The sequence below is a fragment of the Massilia sp. CFBP9012 genome (genome assembly GCF_034045115.1).
GTDB lineage: Bacteria > Pseudomonadota > Gammaproteobacteria > Burkholderiales > Burkholderiaceae_D > Telluria.
On the sequence record NZ_JAXCWM010000020.1, the window covers coordinates 7,037 to 7,500 of the forward strand.

General features: G+C 63.1%; 1 protein-coding gene. It reads right to left on the minus strand.

Annotated features, from left to right (window positions below):
* Nucleotides 1–128: 128 nt before the first annotated feature.
* On the minus strand, nucleotides 129–464 hold a 336-nt coding region (locus SOM61_RS24740), incomplete at its 5' end, for a hypothetical protein (RefSeq protein WP_320476538.1).

The following is a 464-nucleotide window of genomic DNA, read 5'->3' on the forward strand; positions in this document are numbered from 1 at the left end:
CCCGCCTCCGCGGGAACGACGTGGTTTTTCCTATGAAGCGGGCTTATTCAAGCGCCCGAAATTATTCCGGACACCAGTGCGCCTTCGCGGGAACGACGGTTTTTCAGATCGGTGAACGAAACAACAGCCTAGTACTCGACCGCCACGTCCTTCGCCCCCAGCGTGAGCTCGAGCGCCTGCTTGAGCGTATCCGACGGCCCCACCCGCCACTCGTCACCCAGCTGCAGCACATACGGAATCCCGTTCGTCTGCAGGCGCAGGCTGACCGGCATCCCGTCCTGCACCCGGTAGGGCTGCAGCACTTCGGCGATCTTCGCCGGATCGACCGTGGTAGCCAGGTCCATCTCGAGCTTGTGCCCGTACTGGATGCGCGATGCCGCGATGTCGAACACCTTCTCGGCCGTGATGCGCAGGCCGCCGTTGAAGCGGTCTTCGGACACCTTGCCGACCACCAGCAGGAACTC